Source organism: Roseivirga pacifica (assembly GCF_900111145.1).
In the GTDB taxonomy this organism is placed as follows: Bacteria; Bacteroidota; Bacteroidia; order Cytophagales; family Cyclobacteriaceae; genus Roseivirga; species Roseivirga pacifica.
This window is the reverse complement of the sequence record NZ_FOIR01000002.1, coordinates 1,099,437-1,118,561: the sequence shown is the minus strand read 5'-3', so window position 1 is coordinate 1,118,561 and position 19,125 is coordinate 1,099,437. Positions and strand designations below refer to the sequence as shown.

Genomic DNA, 19,125 nt, shown 5'->3' with positions numbered 1-19,125 from the left:
ATGGGTGAAGGTTTGCTCAAAACCAATTATCTAAGGTAAGGAAAACGAACTTCTTTGAGAAGTTCAAAAGTGATTCTTCTCTTTGCTTTTTTTATAGCGATGGAAAGCTTTGCGCTTATGTAATCATTCGGGTAGATAAAATTGTTTTGTGTATCTTAAAGCACATTGATTTTTTGATCTCTAAAACCCTTAAAAATGACACGAAAATTTTTCCAAAAAGCCATGTCTCTTATGGCTTGTGCGGTGATGTTAAATGCTTGTTCCGCTACGTCCGATACTACTTCGCTCTTTAACGGTAAAAACCTCGATGGTTGGGTTAACCACGGTACTGAACTTTGGTATGTAGAAGATGGAGAACTGATTTGTGAAAGTGGCCCTGATGCACAGTATGGCTACCTTTCAACCGAAAAGTATTACGATGATTTTGAGCTAACCCTCGATTTTAAGCAAGAAGCCAATGGTAACAGCGGAGTTTTTATCCGCTCTACCGTTGATGGTACAAAAGTAAGTGGCTGGCAGGTAGAGGTGGCGCCTCCGGGCAGCAATACTGGTGGTATTTATGAGAGCTACGGCAGAGGCTGGCTTATTCAGCCGGATCCAGAAAAAGACAAGGCGCTAAAGATGGGCGAGTGGAATACCATGAAAATTAGGGTAGTTGGTGATGAGGTAACCTCTTGGCTGAATGGAACTGAAATGGTGCATTTAAAAGACGAGAAAATTGGCCAGGGAAAAGGTGCTGTTGCGCTCCAAATTCATGATGGAGGCGGCATTAAGGTGCGCTGGAAAAACATCGAAATAAAAGAACTCAACAAATAATTATTCAACCCGAATAACATAACCTACAATGAAAAAACTATTGCTACTAACTGCATTGGCGGTATTCGCTTTTTCTTGCAGTAATAATTCAAAATCGACTAATGAAACCGCTACCAAGGCTGAACCAGAGTGGATTTATCTGTTTGACGGTACCAGTACCGATGGCTGGCGGGCTTACAATGGTGATGCTCTTCCGCCACAATGGACCATTGTTGATGGTGCTTTGACCTTTGATACTGAAAAACGATTGGAGGCTGATTGGCAAGGAGGGAAGGATATCATTTATGCTGCTGAAGAGTTCGATAACTTCGAGCTGTATTTGGAGTGGAAAATACCAGAAGGTGGTAACAGTGGAATTATGTACCACATTAAAGAAAATCAGGAGGTAGGCTTACCTGAAATTGCACCAGAATATCAATTGCTTGACGATCTGAAATGGGAAGAAATAAACAATGCTAAGCTTGAAGATTGGCAGAAAACAGGGGCGGATTATGCCATGCATGTACCAGATCCAGCGCAAAAGATTGTAAAGCCGGCAGGAGAGTGGAATACCTCGCGCATTGTGTTTACTCCGGAGCGTGCAGAACATTGGTTGAATGGCAAAAAGCTCTTCACTTTTGTGCCTTGGTCTGATGACTGGTATGAAAGAAAAGCGGCTGGAAAGTGGAAAGATGCTCCGCTTTATGGTTCATTCAAAAAAGGTTACATCGGCCTCCAAGATCACGACAGTCCGTTGTGGTTCAAAAATATCAAAATCAGAAAACTATAAGCGCCCAATTTTTAGCATATGAATAAGAGAGAATTTTTAAAAAGTGCTGCATTGTTGGCTTCAGCTTCGGCTTTGCCTTCATCCATTTGGAAGTTGGCCGATAGGGCCAGGTTAAGAACAGCACATATTGGTGTTGGTGGAATGGGAATGGAAGACCTTAAAGCCATTGCCTCGCACCCAAATGTGGAGGTGGTAGCGCTCTGCGATGTTGACGCTACAAATTTGGCAACAGCACATGGTATGCATGCCAATGCTAAGACCTATAAAGATTATCGCAAAATGCTCAATGAAATGAGTAGCGAAATTGATGCGGTAATCGTTTCTACCCCAGACCATACACATGCGCCTGCCAGCATGATGGCCATGGAAATGGATAAACCGGTGTATTGCCAAAAACCGCTTACCCACCATGTTACCGAAGCCCGTGCAATGAATAAGTTAGCAGCCGACAAGGGGCTTGTTACGCAAATGGGCATTCAGGTGCATTCGTTTTACGACTATGTTTTGGGTACCGCGCTTATTCAGTCGGGTATAATCGGAAAAGTGAAGCGTGTGCGTGCGTGGTCGCCTAAAAACTGGGGTTACGATGGACCAATTCCTGAGGGTAGCGATCCTGTACCAAATACTTTGGATTGGAACTTATGGTTGGGTACTTCAGCTAACCGGCCATACAAAGAAGGTGTATACCATCCGGGGAACTGGCGTAAGTTGGTTGATTATGGCTGCGGAACACTTGGCGACATGGGTGTGCATATTTTCGATACGCCTTATAATGCTTTAGCTTTAGATGTGCCTAAAAAGATTAAAAATGAGTGCCGTGAACCAAATGGTTTCGGTTTTCCAGAGCATAACATCGTTACTTATCAATTTCCTGGTACCAAGTACACTACTAAGAAGTTTAAGTGGGTTTGGTATGATGGGGTAGGTGCTCCAGAAGATCACAAAGACCTAGAATTGCCAAATGGCGATAAATTACCAGATCAGGGGGCTATGTTTATTGGAACGAAAGGTAAGTTGCTATTGCCCCACTTTATGCAATTGCCAAGGCATATTGTAAAAGGCGAATATCAGGAGCTGGAGCTAGAGAAGTTCAAACACTTAGGTGAACCGGTACGAGATTACGAGAAAGAAGGCAAGAAGCATTATCATCAGTTTGTAGATGCTTGCATGGGCAAGGCTGAGACGAGCGCGCCTTTTTCTTATGCCTCTAGGCTAACAGAAACTATTTTACTTGGTGTGATTGCTGGTAGATTCCCTAATAAAACATTGCATTGGGATAGCGAAAATGCCCGCTTTAAAGAAGATGAAGCGAATGAGTTCTTAGATGCTGAGTATAGGGAGTTTTAAAAGCTGACTAATCCGGTCATTCTGAGGAAGAGAATTTCTCTTTTGAGAAATACTCGACCAAAAGAATCTGTTTGTTGATTGCAGTGCGCTTAACGGACAGGTTCTTTCGGCCCCGAATACTCGGGGCGCTCAGAATGACTTTTAGTTTTTAATGACTCTCATAAACCATTTCAGGTTCTTCTACTTCAACGGTTCCGTTTTCGTTCAACGATACAAGTTGAACTTCCTTCAATTCATTGATTAGCAGCGGATCGTAATTAGCGGCTACACGCACGTAGTTTTCAGTAAATCCATGCATTTTGCCATCTTCCACATCTTCTTCGAAAAGCACAGTGTGCTGGGTGTTGAGTTGGCCTTCGTAAAAAGCTCTTTTCTTTTTCTCTGAAAGAATACGCAGCATTTTTGATCTTCGCTGGCGCTCTTTCATGGGTACAACACCATCCATTTCAGGAGCCTTGGTGTTGGCCCGCTCGGAGTAAGTGAATACGTGTAGGTAAGAAATATCCAGTTCGTTCAGAAAGTTGTAGGTGTCCAGAAAGTCCTCTTCTGTTTCGCCAGGGAAACCTACAATTACGTCAACACCAATACAGCAGTTAGGCATTAACTGATTGATTTTGGCCACTCGGTCTTCATACAACTCCCTTAAATACCTTCTGCGCATGGCGCGTAAGGTTTTATTGTTACCCGACTGCAACGGAATATGGAAATGAGGAACAAATCGCTTCGAGGTAGACACAAAGTCTATGATTTCGTTGGTCAGTAGGTTTGGTTCTATCGAAGAAATTCGAATGCGGTCAATGCCTTCTACTTCGTCCAAAGCTTTTACCAAATCAGCAAAGCGCTCTTTTCTTTTGCCATCCTGAATACCGAAGTCGCCAATGTTTACTCCAGTAAGTACTACCTCTTTTACATCGGTTGCAGCAATTTCGTGTGCAGACTTTAGAATGTTCTCTATGGTGTCGCTGCGGCTTTTACCACGTGCAAGGGGAATAGTGCAGAATGCGCAGTGATAATTGCAGCCATCTTGAACCTTTAAGAAAGTACGTGTTCTATCATTAATAGAGTAGGCGTTGTTAAAAGCCTTTGCTTCTTTAATTTCGGAAGCGAGTACTTTGGCCTGAGGCGTTTTCTTAAAATCATCGATCAACTCTAATAGGCGGAATTTCTCAGCAGCACCCAAAACCACGTCAACCCCGGGTATTTCCGAAATTTCTTTGGGTTTAAGCTGGGCGTAGCACCCAATAATTGCCACATATCCGTCAGGATTGATCTTTTGCGCTTCTTTTACAATCTTCTTGCACTTCTTGTCAGCATTTTCGGTAACGCTGCATGTGTTGATCAAGAAAATGTCGGGTGTGTCGGAAAATTCCACCTTACGATAGCCCTTCTGCTCAAACTGGCGAGATATCGTTGAGGTTTCTGAGAAATTCAGTTTACACCCTAAAGTATAAAAAGCGACTTTTTTCATGTTTTACTATTCGGCTGCAAAGATAGTTAATTAGGAATGAAAGCTAAGTATATGCTGTTTTTTACCGTTTGTTGAAAAAACAATGTCTTGGGTGTTCGAAAAAGCTATGAATTTGGGTGTTTACGTGATTTCAATCGAATTCAACAAAAATAACTACTGGTTTTAGGTGTCTTTACGTATTTGTGTTAATTTCGACCCGTTATTTATTTCTAAAACGCATAATTATGTCGAACCAACGTCAAAGAGCATTAAATATCGTACAGCAACGCACGACTGATCGTGTATTTGCTCCGGCCGATAAAATCTCTGATTTCTATGCTGAACATGTTTTCAACATGGATAAAATGAGAGCCACCTTGGCTCCCGAAACTTTCAAAAAAGTAGAGAGTGCAATAAAGAAGGGTAAGAAAATCGATTTGGAAGCTGCTAGCGAAGTAGCATCTGCGGTTAAAACCTGGGCACTTTCTAAAGGTACCACCCACTATACGCACTGGTTTCAGCCATTAACTGGAGCTACTGCAGAGAAACACGATTCGTTCTTCGATGCCCATAAAGGAATTGAAGTATTTAAGGCTAGTGCACTAATTCAGCAGGAACCTGATGCTTCTTCTTTCCCAAATGGTGGTATTCGCTCTACTTTTGAGGCGCGTGGTTATACGGCATGGGATCCAAGTTCTCCTATCTTTATTTGGGGTAGAACTTTGTGTATTCCTACAGTATTCGTTTCGTACACTGGTGAGGCGCTAGATTACAAAGCTCCTTTGCTTAAGGCTGTAGAGGCTGTGGACAAAGCGGCTACTAAAGTTTGTCAACTTTTCGATAGAAATGTAAACAGAGTAAGTGCTTCATTAGGTTGTGAGCAAGAGTACTTTGTGGTAGATAGAGCGCTTTATAATGCGCGTCCTGACTTGGTGATGGCTGGTAGAACCGTATTTGGTCACCACCCTGCTAGAGGTCAGCAGTTAGACGATCACTACTTTGGTGCTATTCCAAGTAGGGTTTATAACTACATGAAAGACTTTGAGATTGAGTGTTTGAAATTGGGTATTCCGGTTTCTACCCGTCACAATGAGGTGGCACCTTCTCAGTTTGAGGTTGCACCTATCTTTGAAGATATTAACGTGGCTACAGACCACAACTCGCTAATGATGGACGTAATGGCTCGCGTGGCCGAGCGTCATGATTTAGCCGTGCTTTTCCACGAAAAACCATTTGCTGGACTAAACGGTAGTGGTAAACACAACAACTGGTCGCTAATTACTTCTACAGGAGTAAACGTGTTCCAGCCAAGCACAAGTGCAAGAGAGAACCTTCAGTTCTTAACTTTCTTGGTGAACACTATTAAGGCGATTCACTCGAATGCTGGTTTGTTGAGAGCAAGTATTGCTTCTGCTGGTAACGACCACAGACTTGGTGCGAACGAGGCTCCTCCGGCAATCATGTCTGTTTTCTTAGGTTCAGACCTAACTGCTGTTTTGGATGAGTTGGAAAACAACGGAAACATTAAAGTAGACAAGGGTGATAACATGTATATGAAGTTGGGTATCGATAAGATTCCTCACATCATTCTTGATAATACAGATAGAAACCGTACTTCTCCGTTTGCATTTACTGGTAATAAGTTTGAGTTCAGAGCAGTTGGTTCTGACCAAAACGTAGCCGAGCCAATGACGGTATTGAACCTGATTATGGCTAAGCAATTGAAGGAATTCTACGGAGTTGTAAACGAAAGAATTGACAAAGGCGAGGATAAGAAAATTGCCATTGTTAATGTATTGAGAGAATACATTAAAGAATCTAAGGCGGTTCGTTTTGAAGGTGATGGTTACTCTAGCGATTGGGCAAAAGAAGCCGAGAAGAGAGGCTTGCCGAATGTTAAAGATACTGCAAGAGCACTAGATGCTTATGTAAGTGATCAGTCGAAAGCAATCTTCGAAGAATTTGGTGTAATGTCTGCAATTGAGCTAGAGGCACGTAACGAAATTCAACACGAGAACTACATCATGAAGCTTCAGATTGAGGCAAGATTGATTAGTGAGATTGCTAGAACTCAGGTTATTCCTGCTGCATTGAAATATCAGAACAAATTGATAACCAATGCGAAAGGTTTGAAAGAGTTTGGTCTAGATACTTCTCATGTTACTGCTATTCTTGAAAGAGTGAACGGTTTGATTAATACTATTCAAACTAAGGTGCAGGACATGAACGATGAGCGTGGTAAGGTAAACGATATTGAAGGCACGAGAGAGCGTGCTATCGCTTACTGCGACAACTTGAAGGCTGCGTACTTTGATGATATCAGAGCGGCAGTAGATAAGCTTGAGGTAATCATCGATGATGAGGACTGGCCATTGTTGAAATACAGAGAAATGTTGTTTTTAAGATAAGTCTTTCCCAAGACTAAACAGAAAACCACTCTTTTGCCGGAGTGGTTTTTTTGTTTAGCTTCATTTATGGTCAAAAAACAAAAGGTTCGGAAAAGCCTTAAGCTTGGTTGCTTCGGAGCCATTTTATTCATTGTAGTTGCATCGCAAATAGCGAGTAGTTGCATTTCCTTTTCAATGACGGACAAGGAAGTTTCCGAATACTTCGAGTCGCATAACATTGCCCCAAAGTCTGTTTTTTATAGTGTGAACGATTATGAAATGCACTATATGTACGCTGACAATGGGAGAGAGGCATCGGTTGTTTTTGTGCATGGTACGCCCGGTGCTTGGGATGCATTCATTAATTACTTTTCTGATTCAACGTTGATGGCCAACTTTAATATTGCATCCCCCGATAGACCTGGGTTTGGTAAGTCGAGTTATGCCAAGCCTATTCGGTCGTTGCAAGAGCAGGCCGCTTTAATGAAGCCTATGATTGAAGCGCTGCCTGAACCTAGGATTTTGGTTGGCCACTCGCTAGGCGGACCAATAATAGCGCGCATGGCTATGGATTACCCAGAGTTGATTGATGGTTTGGTGTTTCTAGCACCTGCCTTAGATCCTGCGCTTGAACCTGATGAAGATTGGTTTCGAGTACCGATGCGTTGGCCTGTTATTGGGGCAATTGCTCCAAAGATCTTTAGAATCTCTAACGAGGAGCTTATTTTTCTTGATGAAGAGTTAGAGGAAATGCTACCACTTTGGGAGGGCGTTACGGCTCCCTCTATCATTGTACAAGGCAGTGCCGATAAGTTGGTTCATCCGGGGAATGGTGCTTTTGCAGATAGTGTATTGGTAAATGCCCCTCACGAACTTGTAATGCTAGAAGGGCAAAATCACTTTTTGCCATGGAATGAGCATGGATTGGTTGTAGAAAGTGTAATGGGACTTTTGAAGTACCTGAATGAGGAAGGACATTAATTAAGTGCCTCCATTTGGTCTAAAACCTCCTGTGCTTCGGCCATTTTTAGATCGCTCGCTTTTCTATCAACATGCGAGAGTTTGTAAGCATCTTTTATAAGCTTTTCGTACTTGGCCTTTAATTTTTCTTTTTCTGACTTTTTAAGGAATCCGAACATCTGCTTTTTTTCGATTTAACTGCCAGTTGGTTGAGAATGTTTAATCCATTTTCAGTTCACCATTCTCATAAAGTTCGGTTTCTTTGATTCGGCCAGAACGGGTGAAGATTTGCCAGATGCCTTCTTTTACACCATCAATCAGTTGACCCGATGTAAGTTTTCGGCTTTTCTCATCAAAGAATGTCCAAGTGCCATTTGGTAGTCCGTCTTTGTATGGGCCTTGTGAAAAAATTGAACCATCGGCTCGGTAGTTGGTAATAGTGCCGTTTCCGTTAATCAAAGAGCCTGTGTTTAATTCATTGCCGTCTTCATCGGTATAGGCAGAGATTTTAAGTAGTTTTCCTTCCTCCCAGGTCTCTTCTTTCATGGTGTCCCCATTTGAATGAAAGTATCCCCAGAGTCCATTTTTTTGGCCGTTTTTATAATTGCCGATAGACTCAAGCTGACCATTTGGGTAATAGTAAAACCACTGACCTTGTTCTTGGTCTGCCACGAACTCACCTTCGCCAATCAAGGCGCCATTTTCATCAAAGTATTTCCAAACTCCAGACTTTGAGTCGTTTTGGTAAACACCAAATTCTGAAGTCATTCCGTTTTCGTGAAAGAACTTCCAAATGCCAGATTTAACACCAAGGTTGTAAACCCCTTTTACAGCGTTTGCACCATTTGGGTGATACTGCACATAAATGCTATCAACCAGACCGAGTCTATAATGGCTAATAGATTCTATCTTACCGTCTTCATAATAATTGTACGATGTGCCGATCGGCTTATCGTCCTTGTAAGAAATTTCAGAGGCCTTTCTGCCGTTTACATGGTAGGCAATCCAGTCGCCAATGCGTTTGCCGTTGTCGTAATATTCTACAGCTGCTGGTCGATCGAGCATAAAATAGTACTCCCATTTTCCATCTCGATTCCCCTTCACCATTTGGCCAATTTCAAGCGGTACAATGCCATCAAAATCGTACTTTATCCACTCACCGTCAATTAGTCCGTTTTTATAATTGGTTTTAAGCATTCGCTCTCCGTATTCATCAAACTGAATGTACTCGCCTTCTAACTTTCCATTTTTGTAATAAGAAGAAATGCTTTGTTTACCATTTGTATGAAAGGCAATCCAATGCCCTTTTTTTAGCCCGTTTTCAAATTCTCCAGCTTCTAAGCGTGATTCATCTTTTCGGAAAGATTCCCAAGTACCGTTTAGTCGGTTGTCAATAAAGCTGGTTTTTACAGCTACCGTTCCGTTATCATGAAAGAGAATGTATGGTCCGGCTAAAAAACCTTGGCTGTAGCTCAGGCGAGACTTCTCTTTTCTATTTAAGAAAATGTACCAAGTGCCTTCACGTTGTCCGTCAATATATTTACCTCGATGAAAATACAGGCTATCCTTTGAGTACGCTACCCAAAGCCCGGTTCTTTGTCCGTTGGCATATGTTCCCTCGTAAGTAAGCGATGGGTCTTCGGACGGAAAGATGAGTTCAAAATCTTCTTGAGCACTAAGGCCGAAGGTGAATAGGAAAGTTATAAGTAAGAGCAGGTATTTTCTATTGTCCATATAGTGATTGGCAGCTTTGCTTGGCTATGCCTGTTTAATCAAATATTAAGCCAAGTCTGTGTTTGAACAAACTATCGCTTCAAAGCATTCCATTCCTAAACGATGAAAGTGGGGGAGTTGATTCAAATTAAATCGTTTAGATACTCTAATTTCTTTACACATGCTGGTCTTTTCGGTTAGAAGTGCGTGATTGTTGTGTGTTATTTCTATGTATTCCGTGTCTTTAAGCGGTTCTTTCCAAATATTTTCGCCACATGAAAATAGGAATTCCTTGTCTAGCAAAACCTGCCAATTGGGGCAGTGGTTCTTTAAATATGTTCCGGAAAGAATAAGGTTGAACGAGAAATGATGCCCATACCAAACTACTGTGCGGAAGGTATAGATATGCTGTTTTTCAAATTGAGCAGGAAAGTCTAATACCTGAAAAGGGTAACCGTAGTGAAGGTTCCCTTTGGTGGCTTTGGCTGCAGCCTTGTGTGTGGAAACAGGTAGTGCGATTCCCTTTCTATCGAGTAGTGCTATAAGGTTGTCTCGAAAACTTTGAAGCAACTCCGCGATTTTCTCATCCAACTGGTTTTTTCTATCGAAGTTAGCTTTGTTAGAGAGAAAATCATGGAGTTCATCATTTAGCATAGTTTACCATTTTATAAGTGCCGATGCCCAAGTAAAACCACTACCGAAAGCAGCCAAACAAAGCACCATATCTTCCTTAATTAGGCCTTTTTCATAAGCCTCGCTCATGGCAATTGGAATGGATGCCGCGGTGGTATTACCGTAGTACATAATGTTGTTGAAAACTTTATCATCGGGTAGCTTAAACTGCCCCTGTACAAAGTTGCTAATTCTAAGATTTGCCTGATGCGGTATAAGCAAATCGATATCTGAAACACCCATTTGGTTGTGTTCAAGTGCTTCTTTTATTACTTCGCTAAAACGAACTACAGCGTGCTTAAACACTGTATTTCCGTTCATAGTAAGGTTGAAAGACTTGCCATCGAGCAGCTCTTTGGATAGTCTCACTTTTCGGCTAGAGCCCGGATCTTTCACGTATAGCTCTTCGGCAAAATCGCCATCTGCATGTAGGTGGGTAGAAAGTATGCCCTTTTGCTCGTCCGTAGCCCTTAAAATTGCTGCTCCGGCACCATCTGCAAATATTACTGAGCTAGATCGGCCTTCGGTAGATTTGTCTAGGGCAGAAGATTGTATTTCGGCACCTACCACCAATATAGTTTTGTACATGCCTGATTTTATAAACTGGTCGGCTACAGATAGTCCATAGATGAATCCAGAGCATGCATTTCTTATGTCGAGCGCCCCAATGCCCTGTAAGCCTAGTTCTCGCTGTAATAAAACACCAGAGCCTGGGAAAAAGTAATCGGGTGTAATTGTGGCAAAAACAATGAAGTCGATTTCCGAAACTTCAATTCCGGCACGTTGCACAGCCATATCTGTGGCTCGTTTGGCCATGTTCGATACGGTGTCTTTTTCTGGATTAAACCACCTTCTTTCGTTAATTCCCGTGCGTTCGACTATCCATTCATCACTAGTGTCCATTATCTTCTCCAAGTCGTGGTTGGTCACCACTTTCTCCGGCACATAATGGCCTATTCCTATGATTTTTGAGTTCTTCATGCAATCGTTTTAAAAGTTGAAATTTAAAGAAATTATCTAAAGCGTAGCACCATCTTAACAAAATGCTGAGCAATGTATTTCAACTGAAGGCGTCAAAATGATGTGAATGGGCGAAACCGCTTTTTAATTTTGTGCAAATTGAACCCCTGTTTTTCAACCGAATAGAAACTTATTACTTCAAATAAATAAGGAAACCCCATGAAGGCTCTTCCGTAACATTGAAGGTGAGGAAATCGAGTAGAATGAATCGAGGAATGTATATGCACTGGCTATCGGTGATAGCATTGGCTACTGCTACGTTAAGTTGCGGCCCCAACAAGGAGCGACTTAGCGCAGACCAAGTAATTGACAAGGCCATTGAAAGGCATGGAGGGGAGAAGTACGACAACATGGAGGTGGAGTTCGATTTTAGAAGCCGACACTTTCGTGCAAAAATAAGCGAAGGACAATATGTGTACGAACGCAGTTTTAAAACCAAAGATGGCTGGGTAACTGATGTACTAGATAATGACCACTTTAAAAGAATGGTGGGAGAAAAAGAAGTTGACCTTACCGTTGAGAACCTCAAAACTTACCGCAGGGCGACTAACTCAGTAATTTATTTTGCCCTTTTACCCTTCAATTTGGATGATCCTGTGGTGAACAGGCAACTGATGAAGTCGGTGAGTATTAAAGGGGAGCCTTATTACAAAGTAGAAATTACCTATGGCAACAATGGCGGGGGCGAAGAGTTCGAAAACGCTTATGTGTATTGGATTCACAAAGAAAACTTCACAATAGACTACTTAGCTTATAGCTTTAACATCAATGGCGGAGGAGTTCGTTTCCGTGAAGCTGTTGACATTCAAGAGGTGCAAGGAATTCGCTTCCAAGATTATCTGAATTACACCATAGATACGGACTTTCCTGCCCAAGAGCTAGACTACGCCTACCAAACTGGTAAACTCAAGTTGGTCTCAGAAATTAGGTTAGAGAATATTCAGGTTAAATTGAACGCTAAGCCTTAATTGAAAAGCGTTAGGTTGCCAAACTGATTGGCAGGCGGAACTCGCTCCCAAAGTTTCGAATCGTTAAAGTTCGGGTCAGCCAATTTAGGGTTGATGGTGTATTTGTCTAGGTCATTCGGTTGGTAAGGCTTAATAAACTCTAAAAGGCTGTCGTCTTTCGTGTCTTCATTCAGCCATTCAATCAACAAATCTTCATTCAGAATGGCCGGCATTCTTTCAGAAACTTCGCTTACGGTGTTATTAGCAGCAGTCGTAATCATCATAAATGTGTTTACAACAGCTCCGTCCTCATCTTCAAAACTATCCCAAAGACCGGCAATGGCGAATAGGTTATTCTCTCCAATATAAAAACGGTAGGGCACTTTTTCTTTTTTAGCTATTTCCTTCCAAGCATAAAAACTATCGGCCAAAATGACGCAACGCCTATTCGAAAAGTTCTTCTTTAAGCTGGATTTCGTCTGAATCTCTTCCGCGGGAGCGAAGAGTAGCTTACCGCTTACACTCTTACTTTTGCTAAATGCCTCTGTACTTCCCCAGTGTACTAATTCTACTTTTTCTGGGTTGGCGCTGGTAATTATCGGTAGTTTTTGAGTTGGGTTGGCATTATAAGTAGGCTGATAATTCTCAGGCAGTTCTACGCTAAACTGTTTGGCAATCTTTTGAGGGTCAGTGGCTATAGAGAAATTAGTCAGCATTTATGTCGAATTGTTGGTTAGTTGAAGATCGATAAAAATGCTAGTTGCACCAAATTGAAGAAATTTCAAAGTATAATTATGTTTCAATCGTTTGCGGAAAAACCCAAATAAATGGAACCGAGAATGACGTAACATTAGTTTGATTATAGATTGAATCGAACTATTTTTGGTGCTCAAATTTTACGAAGAAATATGGCTGAAATCATAAAAATGCCCAAAATGAGCGACACCATGGAAGAAGGTGTAATCGCTGTTTGGCATAAAAAAGTGGGAGATCAAGTAGAATCTGGCGAATTGATGGCTGAGATTGAAACTGACAAAGCCACTATGGATTATGAATCTTATAATGACGGAACAGTTTTATATCTAGGCGCGGAAGAAGGAGATGCCGTTAAAGTAGACGGAATTTTAGCCATTGTCGGAGAAAAAGGAGAAGATTATAAAGACTTGCTCGAAGGAGGAAGTGCTAATGGCTCTACTGAGCAAGAAGAAGCTACTGAAGCTGCGGCAGAAGAAACTTCTGAAGAGGCAATTGATACAAGCGGAATCAATGCTGAGATCGTACGCATGCCTAAAATGAGCGACACCATGGAAGAAGGTGTAATTGCTGCTTGGCATAAGAAGGTGGGCGATAAGGTAGAGTCTGGCGAACTTGTAGCCGAGGTTGAAACCGATAAAGCTACAATGGAGTACGAATCATACCACGATGGTACGGTGCTTTACATTGGTGCCAAAGAAGGGGAGTCTATTAAAGTAGACGGTATTTTAGCTGTTGTAGGTGAAGAAGGTGCTGATTACGAGGCATTGATTAAAGCCGACCAACAAGGAGGAAGCGCACCAAAAGCTGATGCTCCTGCAAAAGAGGAAGCTAAAGAAAGCGCTCCTGCAAAGGAAACCGCTGCACCAGCCGCCACCGCTTCGAACACAACAAACAACGGAAGAATAAAGGCTTCACCGCTTGCCAAAAGACTTGCTGAAGAAAAAGGAATTGACCTTGGACAAGTAAGCGGTTCTGGCGATGCTGGTAGAATTGTAAAAAGAGATATTGAAAACTTTACGCCTGCGGCACAACCAGCGGCTCAGCCTGCTGCTGCTTCAGGTTCAACGGCTGCTGCTCCGGCAGTAGAGCTGCCTCAAATTGTGGCCGAAGAAAGCTTCGAAGAAGTGAAGGTTTCTCAAATGCGTAAAACCATTGCCAAGCGTTTGGCAGAGAGTAAATTCACTGCTCCGCACTTCTACCTAACCATGGAAATTAACATGGATAAGGCTATTGAGGCACGCAAGAGCATGAATGAGGTTTCTCCTGTTAAAATCTCTTTCAACGATATGGTAATTAAAGCAGTAGCTGCTGCCCTTCGTAAGCACCCTAAAGTGAATTCTTCTTGGTTGGGCGATAAGATTCGCTACAACAACCACATTCACATTGGTGTTGCGGTAGCTGTTGACGAAGGATTGCTAGTACCTGTTGTTCGTTTTGCCGATAACAAGACGCTTTCTCACATTTCAGCTGAAGTGAAAGACCTTGGAGCAAAGGCGAAGAACAAAGAATTGCAGCCTAAGGATTGGGAAGGCAATACCTTCACTATTTCTAACTTAGGAATGTTCGGAATTGAAGAGTTTACAGCAATTGTAAACCCACCAGATTCTTGTATTCTGGCTGTTGGTGGTATTAAACAAACACCAATTGTTAAGGATGGCCAAATGGTAATTGGTAACATTATGAAGGTGACAATGTCTTGCGACCACCGCGTGGTTGACGGTGCAATTGGTTCTGCTTTCTTGCAAACGTTCAAACAGTACTTAGAAGATCCGATCAGGATTCTTGTTTAATAAACAGTTAACGAAACTTACAAAGTCCCGTAGAAATATGGGACTTTGTTTTTTAAGCCTATGACAAAAATTAGATCAACCACCGTGCTAGCGGTGAAACATAACGGCTCAATTTCGATAGGAGCTGACGGACAGGCCACAATGGGTAATACTGTGGCTAAAAGCAACGTAAAAAAGATAAGAAAACTGCAAGACGGTAAAATTGTAACCGGTTTTGCTGGCTCTACTGCCGATGCATTTACTTTGCTAGAGCGCTTTGACGAAAAGCTGGGCGCTTATGGAGGTAACATGAAACGTGCTGCCATTGAGTTGGCCAAGGATTGGCGAATGGACAGGTACCTGCGCAAACTAGAATCTATGCTGATTGTGGCCGATAAAGATGATATTCTTATCCTATCAGGAACTGGTGATGTGCTAGAGCCAGATAATGGCATTGCGGCCATTGGTTCTGGTAGTATGTATGCGCAGGCGGCAGCTCAGGCCTTGGTTAAGCACGGTAAAGACCTAAACAGTAAAGAAATTGTTGAAGAAAGCTTAAATATTGCTGCTGACATCTGTATTTATACCAATCACAATTTGATAATAGAGCAGATTTCTTAAATTTGTAAGTGGAGGATTACAGCAATTCTCCACTTTCACCAACCCAACACCTATCATTTCTAACGCTCTGACTTAGACTGGAAAACTATTTCCTAAACATTGATAGGTATGAAAACCACACAAAGACTGATTTTATTAACCCTAGTGCTTTTTTCGGCAACAGCATGCTTACAGCCGCCTGTTGTTTATGAAGAACCAACTGAAGGTAGACTCTTGCTCGGTGCTACAGTGCATTTGGGTAATGGTGAGTTTGTTGAAAATGCTGCCTTGGGTGTAAAAGATGGCTACGTTACGCTTTTAGCAGACGATGCACTCGATAAACTAGATTTGCGCAAGTTTCAGGTAGATAGGTTTAGCAGTGATTATCATATCTATCCTTTTAAGAAAATGGAGCAAACGCATTCAGGTATTGTGCTTGCTCGTGCCGATGGTGAGCCAATTAATATTGCCATTAGAACCAATGAGGTTGAAAAGTGCATTACCATTGGTTGCGAGGCTCAATTACTAATTTGTAAAGGCAGTATTGCTGACGCTAGTCAGTTTAGGGTGGACTATGTGGTAATGGGGAATGAGAAAGTGAAAATTCTTCAGCAAAGCGATTATAACTCTAGCATTGGTCCAAAGTAGGGCTTAGCCACAAACTTCGTCAATTACCGATCTTATTGTATTTCCAGCCTCTAAGAGTACATCGTTGGGGGTGTTAATTGGCGGTGCTATTCTGAAGCTTTCCGGACAAGAAAGGAACCAATAAGTAATTACGCCTCGGCTAATACACTTGGTAACAATTTCGTGCACTAATTCGGCTGAATGAAACTCTACGGCAAACATTAAACCCTTTCTTCTTATCTCAATGATTGCATCGTGGGCAATTGTTTCTTCTAATAGTTGGCCTTTTGCTTCAACCTTGGCAATCATGTTTTCTTCTTGAATGGCCCTTAGGTTAGCCAATGCAGCTGCACACACTACTGGGTGGCCGCCAAATGTGGTAATATGACCAAGCACTGGGTTGTGCGTTAGGTGATTCATCTTTTCGTAGTGGCTTATGAAACCGCCAATTGGCATGCCGCCACCAAAGCCTTTCGCAATAGTCAGAATGTCTGGCACAACACCATAATGTTCAAAGGCAAAGAGCTTTCCGGTTCTACCAAAACCGGTCTGTATCTCATCGAATATTAGTTGGGCTCCGGTTTCATCGCAGCGTTTTCTTAATGCTTCAATCCAAGTTTGTTCGCCAATTCTTACTCCTGCATCACCTTGAATTACTTCGACTATCACTGCCGCAGTTTGGTTATTAATCATCGATAGGTCATCATGATTGTTAAACTCCATAAACCTAACGCCCGGAATGAGTGGCCTGAAAGCGAACTTCTTCATCTCATTACCCGAAATGCTAAGTGAGCCTTGGGTGCCTCCGTGGTAAGACCTTTTGCAAGCCACGAGTTCTGTTCTTCCTGTTAACCTTTTGGCAAGCTTAATGGCGCCTTCATTGGCTTCAGTTCCACTGTTTACAAAGTAGGCGCAGTTAAGTTGTTCTGGCAGCACTTTGGCAAGCTCAAGACCTAATTCGTTTTGAGGGGCCTGAATAAACTCACCATAGGCCATTACGTGCAGGTACTTATCTACTTGGCTTTTAATAGCCTCGACCACTTTCGGGTGCCTATGGCCAATGTTCGAAACGGCAATGCCTGAGATCATGTCCGTGTACCTTTTTCCGTCAGGCGCATAAATATATGGGCCTTCTGCATGGCTTACTTCTAGCTTTAGCGGGTAAGGGGATGTTTGAGCGAGGTGTTTTAGGAATATCTCTTCTGCTTGCATGCACGAAAATACGTAACAAATGCATAATTGCTGAGCGCTAAACGTTAGATTTGGTACATGAACCTTGCCGATAGACTCAGCCAAAAAGAAACAGTATTCCTATGGGGAACTGTTGCTTTGGTTGTATTCGCTTTTTTCTATCAATTAGGTATTTATCCACTGTTTTTGGAAGAGCCAAGAAGGGCGCTTATTGCCCTAGAAATGGTTATTCAGGACAATTTTTGGGTGCCTACTCAAACGGGAGATCTGTACTATCGTAAGCCACCATTTTATAATTGGATGCTCATTTTGAGCTACAAGTTATTTGGAGGTTACACAGAAATTGCCACTCGATTTGTCTCTGTGTTTAGTCATATTTTACTGGCTTTCATTTCTTACCGTTTTTTTAAGCGATTTGTAGACAGTACGGTGGCGCTATTTGCTTCTTTGTCCTTTCTACTATCGGTAGACATTCTCTTTTATTTCAGTGCATTAGGAGAGATTGATCTTTTTTATATGCTGCTGACCACTCTTAGCTTTTATGCGATTTATGCCTTCGGTGAAAAGAAAGCTTACTTTAAGCTTTTTGTTTGGGTTTATGTAATTACAGCTGTTTGTTTTTTAACAAAGGGGCTGTCGGCCTTGCCATATACAGCTCTCAGTTTGCTGACATACTTTGTGATAAAGCGGAGATTCAAGGTGTTGTTTAGTGTGCAGCATTTGGCTGGAATGAGTGTTTTGGTACTGCTGGTTGGCGGTTACTTTTATGCGTATAGTTTACATGCACCGGTTGAAGGTTGGTGGCAGACTTTGCTTGAGGAATCTACGGATAAGGCGACTTCTGGCGGTGTTTCAAAGTTTCTGAATCACCTAGTTTCATTTCCTCTCGATACTCTGAAAAATGTAATACCGGCTGCCTTTTTTATCCCTGCCTTTTTTATGGTGTCTAGGGGAGTTTGGCTACGGTCGAATAGGTTTGTGCATTATGCTTTCTGGATAGTTTTAGTGAATTTTTTACTGTACTGGTTTTCAATCGAAGCTAAGTCTAGGTACGTCTATCCGCTATTTCCACTCATTTGTTTAATAATGATTTATGCCGCTAGCAAGGTGAGTAGAAAAGGCCTGCTGAAGTATCAAAAGGTGGTTGCAATAGTGCTTTTAGCCATTTTAACCTTGGCGTTTCCGAGTACGTTGTTTGTAGACGATCTTAAAAGTATAGCAGGTTTACCTGTGTTAGTTGCAGTAGGTATGTTGTTGATTTGCGTATTGTGGTTTGCACTGCTAAACAAAGGAGTGAGGCCTTTGCTTGTGATTTTTGGAGTGCTAACCGTAGGGAGGTTGGCTTTCTCTACCATTGGCCCCCAAGACAGAATGCAGCATAGTAATGCAGCGGTTGATAAGTCGATAGGTTTGGAGCTTGCAGCAATTGCTGGCGAATCTCCTGTTTATCGCTATCAGGGTTTGAGGCTTTCCTTAACCGTGGTTTTCTATTTTGAAAGAGCGCATATGAGTATTCTCTACTCAAAGCCTGAGTTTGAAAAGGGGTACTTCCTTTGTGCAGTTGAAGACCTGCCCGTAAATACGCTTTACGATTTAGAGCAGGTGTTTCAATACCGCGACCAACGTATAGCCCTCATTAAGATACATTAAGCGCTTTTGCGCACTTTACCGTGCAGCTGATTGACAATCAACTCATGCATTTCGCTTGGAGTGTATGGTTTTTGAATAAAAGGCCTTTTTGCCACATTTTTCGATTCAATTTCTTGGGCTTCAAAACCACTGGTAAGAATTAGCGGTGTACTTGGGTTCACCTCTTTGATTTTTTTGGAAAGCAGGAGCCCATCCATGCCTGGAATGTAAATATCAGAAACTACAAGGTCGATTGATGTGGTTGAAAGTGCATCTAATGCTTGTTGACTGTTATTAGCCGTTACTGTTTCAAAGCCCCATTTCGAACATAACCTTGAGAGGATTTTAATACACAATGGGTTATCGTCTACGATTAGAATTCTGGCGCTTAAGTTGTTTTGGTCTCTCATCTAAACTGGTTTTGCCTAAATGTGCAACCAAAAGACCATTCCATTTGAGTTATTAGATAACTGGT

The 19,125-nt window shown here is 42.1% G+C and carries 18 protein-coding genes; 10 read left to right on the top strand and 8 right to left on the bottom strand.

What is annotated here, in order from left to right:
• Positions 1-231: 231 nt before the first annotated feature.
• From BMW98_RS13580 to BMW98_RS13570, 3 genes are read left to right on the top strand one after another with little or no spacing between them, the layout of a single operon-like run.
• Positions 232-816 (top strand): 3-keto-disaccharide hydrolase, encoded by a 585-nt coding sequence (locus BMW98_RS13580; protein WP_245733611.1) that lies wholly within the window; start codon positions 232-234, stop codon positions 814-816.
• A 28-nt stretch (positions 817-844) separates the two neighbouring features.
• Positions 845-1,585, top strand: coding sequence for a 3-keto-disaccharide hydrolase (locus BMW98_RS13575; protein WP_090259119.1), 741 nt, complete (start codon positions 845-847; stop codon positions 1,583-1,585).
• Positions 1,586-1,603: 18 nt separating this feature from the next.
• A complete protein-coding gene (locus tag BMW98_RS13570) occupies positions 1,604-2,932 on the top strand; it encodes a Gfo/Idh/MocA family protein (RefSeq protein ID WP_090259118.1) in 1,329 nt (442 codons plus the stop codon).
• 148 nt (positions 2,933-3,080) lie between these two features.
• Here the strand turns inward: BMW98_RS13570 and mtaB are convergent, their stop codons facing one another.
• Positions 3,081-4,400: a tRNA (N(6)-L-threonylcarbamoyladenosine(37)-C(2))-methylthiotransferase MtaB gene (mtaB, locus tag BMW98_RS13565; RefSeq protein ID WP_090259117.1), complete on the bottom strand. Its 1,320-nt coding sequence runs from the start codon at positions 4,398-4,400 to the stop codon at positions 3,081-3,083.
• A 224-nt stretch (positions 4,401-4,624) separates the two neighbouring features.
• On the opposite strand from mtaB, the gene BMW98_RS13560 reads away from it, so the two are divergent.
• Entirely contained in the window at positions 4,625-6,787 is a 2,163-nt protein-coding gene (locus BMW98_RS13560; protein WP_090259116.1) for a glutamine synthetase III family protein, read from the top strand.
• Between the two features lie 66 nt (positions 6,788-6,853).
• Entirely contained in the window at positions 6,854-7,747 is an 894-nt protein-coding gene (locus tag BMW98_RS13555; protein ID WP_090259115.1) for an alpha/beta fold hydrolase, read from the top strand.
• On the opposite strand, the gene BMW98_RS20335 is transcribed toward BMW98_RS13555, so the two are convergent.
• From BMW98_RS20335 to BMW98_RS13540, 4 genes are read right to left on the bottom strand one after another with little or no spacing between them, the layout of a single operon-like run.
• Complete coding sequence (locus BMW98_RS20335) at positions 7,744-7,905, bottom strand: Lacal_2735 family protein (RefSeq protein WP_121505255.1); 162 nt, start codon at positions 7,903-7,905, stop codon at positions 7,744-7,746. The two genes, BMW98_RS13555 and BMW98_RS20335, sit on opposite strands and share 4 nt — an antisense overlap.
• Positions 7,906-7,945: 40 nt before the next feature.
• Positions 7,946-9,460 carry a toxin-antitoxin system YwqK family antitoxin gene (locus tag BMW98_RS13550; protein WP_090259114.1) on the bottom strand — a complete coding sequence of 505 codons (1,515 nt, stop codon included), beginning with the start codon at positions 9,458-9,460 and terminating at the stop codon, positions 7,946-7,948.
• 45 nt (positions 9,461-9,505) lie between these two features.
• Entirely contained in the window at positions 9,506-10,093 is a 588-nt protein-coding gene (locus tag BMW98_RS13545) for a hypothetical protein (RefSeq protein WP_090259113.1), read from the bottom strand.
• Positions 10,094-10,096: 3 nt separating this feature from the next.
• Complete coding sequence (locus BMW98_RS13540) at positions 10,097-11,092, bottom strand: 3-oxoacyl-ACP synthase III family protein (protein ID WP_090259112.1); 996 nt, start codon at positions 11,090-11,092, stop codon at positions 10,097-10,099.
• A gap of 242 nt (positions 11,093-11,334) precedes the next feature.
• Between BMW98_RS13540 and BMW98_RS13535 the strand changes: the two genes are divergently transcribed.
• Positions 11,335-12,099, top strand: a complete 765-nt coding sequence (locus BMW98_RS13535) for a DUF6503 family protein (protein ID WP_139177562.1) — start codon at positions 11,335-11,337, stop codon at positions 12,097-12,099.
• On the opposite strand, the gene BMW98_RS13530 is transcribed toward BMW98_RS13535, so the two are convergent.
• On the bottom strand, positions 12,096-12,794 hold the full coding sequence (locus BMW98_RS13530) for an SOS response-associated peptidase (protein ID WP_090259110.1): 699 nt from the start codon (positions 12,792-12,794) through the stop codon (positions 12,096-12,098). The genes BMW98_RS13535 and BMW98_RS13530 overlap by 4 nt on opposite strands.
• A gap of 192 nt (positions 12,795-12,986) precedes the next feature.
• Between BMW98_RS13530 and BMW98_RS13525 the strand changes: the two genes are divergently transcribed.
• The 3 genes from BMW98_RS13525 (at position 12,987) to BMW98_RS13515 (ending at position 15,851) form a co-directional block, all read left to right on the top strand.
• Positions 12,987-14,624, top strand: a complete 1,638-nt coding sequence (locus BMW98_RS13525; protein WP_090259109.1) for a pyruvate dehydrogenase complex dihydrolipoamide acetyltransferase — start codon at positions 12,987-12,989, stop codon at positions 14,622-14,624.
• A gap of 60 nt (positions 14,625-14,684) precedes the next feature.
• Positions 14,685-15,224: an ATP-dependent protease subunit HslV gene (hslV, locus tag BMW98_RS13520; protein WP_090259108.1), complete on the top strand. Its 540-nt coding sequence runs from the start codon at positions 14,685-14,687 to the stop codon at positions 15,222-15,224.
• Between the two features lie 108 nt (positions 15,225-15,332).
• Positions 15,333-15,851, top strand: coding sequence for a hypothetical protein (locus BMW98_RS13515; protein ID WP_090259107.1), 519 nt, complete (start codon positions 15,333-15,335; stop codon positions 15,849-15,851).
• Between the two features lie 3 nt (positions 15,852-15,854).
• On the opposite strand, the gene BMW98_RS13510 is transcribed toward BMW98_RS13515, so the two are convergent.
• A complete protein-coding gene (locus BMW98_RS13510) occupies positions 15,855-17,042 on the bottom strand; it encodes an aspartate aminotransferase family protein (protein WP_090259106.1) in 1,188 nt (395 codons plus the stop codon).
• A 57-nt stretch (positions 17,043-17,099) separates the two neighbouring features.
• Here BMW98_RS13510 and BMW98_RS13505 point away from each other — a divergent pair, with 57 nt between their 5' ends.
• A complete protein-coding gene (locus tag BMW98_RS13505) occupies positions 17,100-18,671 on the top strand; it encodes an ArnT family glycosyltransferase (protein ID WP_090259105.1) in 1,572 nt (523 codons plus the stop codon).
• Here BMW98_RS13505 and BMW98_RS13500 read toward each other — a convergent pair.
• Positions 18,668-19,060 carry a response regulator gene (locus BMW98_RS13500; RefSeq protein WP_090259104.1) on the bottom strand — a complete coding sequence of 131 codons (393 nt, stop codon included), beginning with the start codon at positions 19,058-19,060 and terminating at the stop codon, positions 18,668-18,670. The genes BMW98_RS13505 and BMW98_RS13500 overlap by 4 nt on opposite strands.
• Positions 19,061-19,125 lie beyond the last annotated feature (65 nt).